Source organism: Clostridium sp. 'White wine YQ' (genome assembly GCF_028728205.1).
In the GTDB taxonomy this organism is placed as follows: Bacteria; Bacillota; Clostridia; order Clostridiales; family Clostridiaceae; genus Clostridium_T.
Genome location: NZ_JAQYUU010000023.1, coordinates 1 through 5,676, shown reverse-complemented (window position 1 = coordinate 5,676; position 5,676 = coordinate 1). Strand labels below are relative to the sequence as shown.

The window sequence follows — 5,676 nt, the reverse complement described above, 5'->3', positions numbered from 1 at the left end:
CTGAAAATCCTCGTGTCGCTGGTTCGATTCCTGCTCGAGCCACCAAGAAAGATCTAGATTATCTAGGTCTTTTTTTTGTTCTTTCTAAACAATTAGTATATATAAGATAAAAAGAAAACAGTCAATATCAAAATATTGACTGTTTTCCTTTAAATATCTTCAATTCCGCCTAATCCAATACTGTCAGCTATTTCTCTCATAGCGAGAATAGTGTGTTCAATTATGTAATCTAAGTCCATACCTAACATTTTAGCACCATTTTCAATAATAGTTCTATCAACTCCAGCAGCAAAACCTTTAGATTTATATTTTTTCTTCACAGATTTTAGTTCTAAATCCAAAACACTTTTGGAAGGACGCATTATTGCAGCTGCAGTAATTAGTCCAGTAAGTTCATCTATAGTATATAATACCTTTTCCATTAAATGAACTGGTTCAATATCACAACAAATTCCATAACCATGACTTGCTATTGCATGAATATATTCTTCATCAATATCATGTTCTCTTAATATTTCTTGAACTTTTATACAATGTTCGTCAGGATACATCTCATAATCTAGATCATGTAATAATCCGATAATTCCCCACTTGTCTATATCTTCTTGATTTAACAGTCTTGCGAAATATCTCATTACTCCTTCAACAGTTAAGGCATGATTAAGCAGAGATTCACTTTTATTGTATTCACGTAATAAGTCCCAAGCTTCAGCTCTAGATAGTTTAACAGACATATATTTTACCTCCCCAAAAAATACAAATATAAGTACATTTTACTACTAAAATTAGAAAAAACAATAATAAAAATTCAGGACTAGTATTTGATATAAAGACAAATACTAAATTCAGGTGATAAGTATGGAAGAAGTTAAAAAATTAATAGCTATAGTTTCAAGTTCTCCCTTTGAAATAGTATTTGTATCACTGCTTATTTTTGTTGCTTCATTTATATTTAGAAAAATATTTTTAATTTATGTATCTAAATGGTGTAATAAAATAATAAAATCAACAGAGAATACCGTAGATGATAAGTTGTTTAAAGCACTAGAGAAACCTATAGCATTTCTAATTAATATGCTAGGTGTATATTTTGCACTAATGTATTTGTCTAGTAAGATATACTATAGAGAAGTTATTATAATAAATGGAAAGATATTTAAAGTGGCTTGGGTAATATTTTTCACCTGGGTTACTTATAATGTAACTACAAAAAAGTCATTATTATATAATAGGGTTAAAAGAAAATATGCTGAGAATGTATATAAGATTGTTTTTCCATTTGTATCTATTATAATAAGAATTATAGTAGTAATTATTTCTATTAGTATAATAGCAAGAGAATTTGGGTTTTCAGGATTTATAACAGGACTTGGAGTTTCTGGAGTAGTTTTTGCGTTAGCAGCTCAAGAAACATGTTCCAACTTATTTGGAGGTGTAGTTATATTAATCGATAGGCCTTTTTCTATCGGTGACTGGGTTCAAACACCAGAAGTAGAAGGCATAATAAAGGAGATAACTTTTAGAAGTACAAAAATTACTACATTTTCTGATGCTTTAGTGACTATTCCAAATGCAAAACTCGCAAATTCTCATATAACTAATTGGACACTAAGAGATGAAAGAAGAATATATTTTAGGTTGTATTTAGATTGTGAGACAGAAAGTAAAAAAATTAGAAAATTAATTTATAGAATAGAGGAATTACTAAAAAATGATTCTAGGGTAAATAAGAATGTAATTATTGTTGCATTTGATGAATTTACTAAAGAAAGTTTAGAGATTTTTATATATTTCTACACAAATGTGATGGAGTTTGTTGAATATAAAAAGACAAAAGAAGACATTAACTTAAAAATATTAGAGATAGTAGAGGAAGAAGACATTAGGTTTGCAATTAATAGAAATAAAATATATATAGATAAAAAAGAAGTTTATGATAATGAAAGGGAGAGTTAATGTGGAATATATATTAGAAGCTGCAGTTGGATCTTTTATAGAAGCGAAAATAGCGGAGGAATTAGGGGCGGATAGAATAGAATATTGTGATAATATGTTAGAAGGGGGAACTACACCTAGTATTGGCTCAATAACTATTGCTAAAAAAGTTTTAAAAACTCCATTTAATGTGATTATAAGGCCAAGAGGAGGAGACTTTGTTTATACCGAAGACGAAATCGAAATTATGAAGATGGATATTCAAGAGTGCAGGCATTTAGGTATAAATGGAATTGTAGTAGGTGTATTAAATAAAGAAAATAAAATTGATGTTGAAATAATGAAGAATTTAATCAAGCTTGCTAAGCCTATGAGTATAACTTTTCATATGGCATTTGATGAAATTCAAGATAAAAAGGAAGCAATAGATATATTAGCAGATTTGGGAGTAGACAGGATTTTGACTAAAGGTGGGGCTGACAAGGCTGAAAAAAATATAAACGAACTTGCTGAACTAATAAAATATGCAAATAAGAAAATAATAATTTTGCCAGGAGGAGGTATAACTTCTGAAAATTTTAAACGTATAGCAGAAGCTACTGGAGCAAGAGAGTTACATGGAACTAAAATTGTAGGAAATTTAAAGTAAAATAAAGCTGTCTCAAAATAATTTGGGACAGCTTTAAAATTAGTCATAATTAATAGTGCTATCTAAAATAGGTATTATTTTTCTAGCAATTTTACTTGATACTTTAAATCTATAAGAATATTTAAAATAGTCTCCAAATAAAAAATAACTTTCTCTAAAATCGTATTTTTCTTCTATTCTTTTAAATTTAATTATAAATTTAAACCCATAAGATTTTTCCTTGTATTCAAATTTTGAGATATCTTTTAAATCTATAAACAAACTTTTTTTGATTTTTTGGAGTTGATTGGTCTCTAAAATTACAAGTCTTTTGTTGGTTAAATAAAAGGTGTAATATTGCCCTATATCTCTAATCATATAAGGTACATAAGCTCTATAGTTAAAGGCATTCATATTAATCCAAAAACTAAAAGCTGTACTTTGTCCTCTAAATCTTTCTAGTAATTCTTCATTATCTAATAAGTTTGATAGAACAGTATTATCACAATCTAAAGAATTTTTAATTTTAATCTTTTCTTTAATCAACTTTTTCCTATTTTCCAAGTTTATATCTGAATCTATAGAAACGGCTTCATAATCATTTAATTCAGTTTCTGAGTAGTTAATATAATTAAAAGCTTTTAAAAGCAACTTATTCATAATAAAGCCTCCTTTTCATATCTTGCAATTTCTTTTTTCCTCTAGATATTCGGTTATAAATATAATCAGGCGATAAGTTCAATTCCTTACTTATTTCTTCAATGCTTTCTTCATTAATATATTTCTTTAAAAAGATATTTCTATCTACTTCACCTAATTTTTCTATTAATTTAAATAATTCTTCGTATTCCTCTTTTAAGGTCAAATCTTCTTCAATATTAGAAGATTCAGCTATGTCTGTAGAACTAATATCTACATTACTTTGAGATCTAGAAAATTTTCTCTTGTAATCAATTGCTTTAAATTTGGCTATTGATATAATCCAATTCTTAAATATTCCCTTATTTTCATCAAAGCAATCAATGTTATACCAAATATTCAGTAGGATATCATCAAAGCATTCGTCAATATAGTTTTTATTGTGACTTCTATCCAGGATGTTATTAATTACTGCATAAATAAGTTTTCCATAGTTATCGATAACAAGATCAAGAGACTTTGTGTCTTGGTCCCTTAGTCCATTAATAATCTTAGTATCAGTCATTTAAATATCACCTACTTTCTATTTAGTATACGAAGCATATTAAGGAGACCTATCAATTAAATTCATAAAACTTTATTAATAATATCTTAAATCAAATGATATCAACATATCTAGTATAGAAATAAAAGGAATTTGTGGATAAAATATAAATATATGCGTTAATCTGTGTATAATTTTAGGGGGATCTATGAGAAAAAGAAAAATATTTTTTATATTGGGAGTTGTACTCTTCGTAACTTTTATTATATATGTAAAAATTCAATATGATAAAGGTAATGAGATAATAGATAAAGTTATTGATAAATTACCAATTGATAAAGTTGAAGTCCCAGATGAAAGTTCAAAAGTAGATAAAAATAATAATGGGATAGCAGATCCAATAGATATAGTAAATGAGGCTAGAAAGGAAGTTGAGAAAAAGACAATATATAAGGATGCATACTATTCAGGGGGATATCCGCCTGACGGGGAGGGAGTATGTACTGATGTCATATGGAGAGGTTTTAAAGGAATAAATGTATCTATAAAGGATTTAATAGATAAAGATATTAGTGAAAATTTAGGGGCATATAAGAGAGTTAATGGAAAGCCAGACCCTAATATAGATTTTAGAAGGGTCGTAAATGAAGATATATTCTTAAAAAGAAATTGTGATAGTCTTACAACGGAATTTAAAGAAGATGATGTTAATAATTTGAAGGAATGGCAACCGGGGGACGTTGTAGTTTTTCTAGAGGGTTATGAACATATAGCTATTATTTCAGATAGAAGAGATAATAAGGGTATTCCATATGTTATCCACAATTCTCATCCATCAGCTTCAGAAGCAAAATTGAGCTGGTTTAAGAATCCTATTCACGGACATTATAGATGGAGATATTAGTTTAAGAACGTGAATAAGGTAAAAAGTTCACATTATTGTGTAACTTTCTACCTTACTTTTTATATATTCTCTATTTGCCAATCTATAGGAGTTTTTCCTATGGATTTTAAAAAGTCATTAGTTTTAGAGAATGGCTTTGAACCAAAGAAACCTCTTGAAGCAGACAATGGACTTGGATGAACAGATTTTATAATATAATGCTGAGGATTTGTTATAAATTTTTCCTTTGAAATAGCATTATTTCCCCAAAGTATAAAAACTACTGGGTCAGTCCTATCATTTAACAAGGATATTATCTTGTCAGTTAGTAGTTCCCATCCTTTTCCCTTGTGAGAGTTAGCAAGATGTTCCCTAACTGTAAGTGAGGCATTTAGAAGTAAAACTCCTTGTTCAGCCCATTTTTTTAGGTAGCCGTTATTAGGAATATAACAACCTAAATCGTCTCTAAGTTCCTTATACATATTAACTAGAGATGGTGGAATTTTAACACCAGGTTTTACTGAAAAGCTTAAACCATGTGCCTGGCCAGGTCCATGATATGGATCTTGACCTAGTATTACAGCCTTCACATTTTCGTAAGGAGTATATTCTAATGCATTAAAAATATCACCCATATTAGGGAAAATTGTTGTGGTTTTATATTCTGTAATAAGAAATTGTCTAAGTTTTAAATAATATTCTTTTTCAAATTCGTCTTTTAATAAGTCATTCCAACTATTTTTTATGTTTACCGACATAATTATCACCCTAAAATAGTATAACACTTTTCACACCATATTAAACATTGTATCAATTTTAGAAACAAGAAAACGTTATACATGAAAACACTTTTCCGTGCGTATCAGTAGTTAAAAAAGCTTGAAATTCGTTGAAAAAGAGAGTATTATATATATAGTATCTTATAAATGGACTTTGAGTAGAAAAGTGACGAAATATATATGGTAAGATACTACTTGTCGCTGCGAGAGAGCAGAGATGAAGCAAACAAATTGGTCTTTGAAAATTAAACAGAGGAAATGAAGTAAG

General features: G+C 28.5%; 7 protein-coding genes. 3 read left to right on the top strand and 4 right to left on the bottom strand.

The features are described 5' to 3' along the window. Positions 1–149: 149 nt before the first annotated feature. Entirely contained in the window at positions 150–734 is a 585-nt protein-coding gene (locus PTZ02_RS19665; protein WP_274229416.1) for an HDIG domain-containing metalloprotein, read from the bottom strand. A 124-nt stretch (positions 735–858) separates the two neighbouring features. On the opposite strand from PTZ02_RS19665, the gene PTZ02_RS19660 reads away from it, so the two are divergent. Further along, on the top strand, positions 859–1,956 hold the full coding sequence (locus PTZ02_RS19660) for a mechanosensitive ion channel family protein (protein WP_274229415.1): 1,098 nt from the start codon (positions 859–861) through the stop codon (positions 1,954–1,956). 1 nt (position 1,957) lies between these two features. Next, entirely contained in the window at positions 1,958–2,584 is a 627-nt protein-coding gene (locus tag PTZ02_RS19655) for a copper homeostasis protein CutC (protein ID WP_337993004.1), read from the top strand. A gap of 39 nt (positions 2,585–2,623) precedes the next feature. On the opposite strand, the gene PTZ02_RS19650 is transcribed toward PTZ02_RS19655, so the two are convergent. Both PTZ02_RS19650 and PTZ02_RS19645 read right to left on the bottom strand, forming a co-directional pair. Further along, the gene (locus tag PTZ02_RS19650) at positions 2,624–3,223 is read right to left on the bottom strand and encodes a PH domain-containing protein (RefSeq protein ID WP_274229414.1); all 600 of its coding nucleotides are present in this window, start codon (positions 3,221–3,223) and stop codon (positions 2,624–2,626) included. Next, positions 3,216–3,767, bottom strand: a complete 552-nt coding sequence (locus tag PTZ02_RS19645) for a sigma-70 family RNA polymerase sigma factor (protein WP_274229413.1) — start codon at positions 3,765–3,767, stop codon at positions 3,216–3,218. The genes PTZ02_RS19650 and PTZ02_RS19645 overlap by 8 nt, the downstream gene beginning before the upstream one ends. 187 nt (positions 3,768–3,954) lie before the next feature. Between PTZ02_RS19645 and PTZ02_RS19640 the strand changes: the two genes are divergently transcribed. Then, positions 3,955–4,650 carry a DUF1287 domain-containing protein gene (locus PTZ02_RS19640; protein WP_274229412.1) on the top strand — a complete coding sequence of 232 codons (696 nt, stop codon included), beginning with the start codon at positions 3,955–3,957 and terminating at the stop codon, positions 4,648–4,650. 59 nt (positions 4,651–4,709) lie between these two features. Here the strand turns inward: PTZ02_RS19640 and PTZ02_RS19635 are convergent, their stop codons facing one another. After that, on the bottom strand, positions 4,710–5,387 hold the full coding sequence (locus PTZ02_RS19635) for a uracil-DNA glycosylase (protein WP_274229411.1): 678 nt from the start codon (positions 5,385–5,387) through the stop codon (positions 4,710–4,712). Between the last annotated feature and the right edge of the window lie 289 nt (positions 5,388–5,676).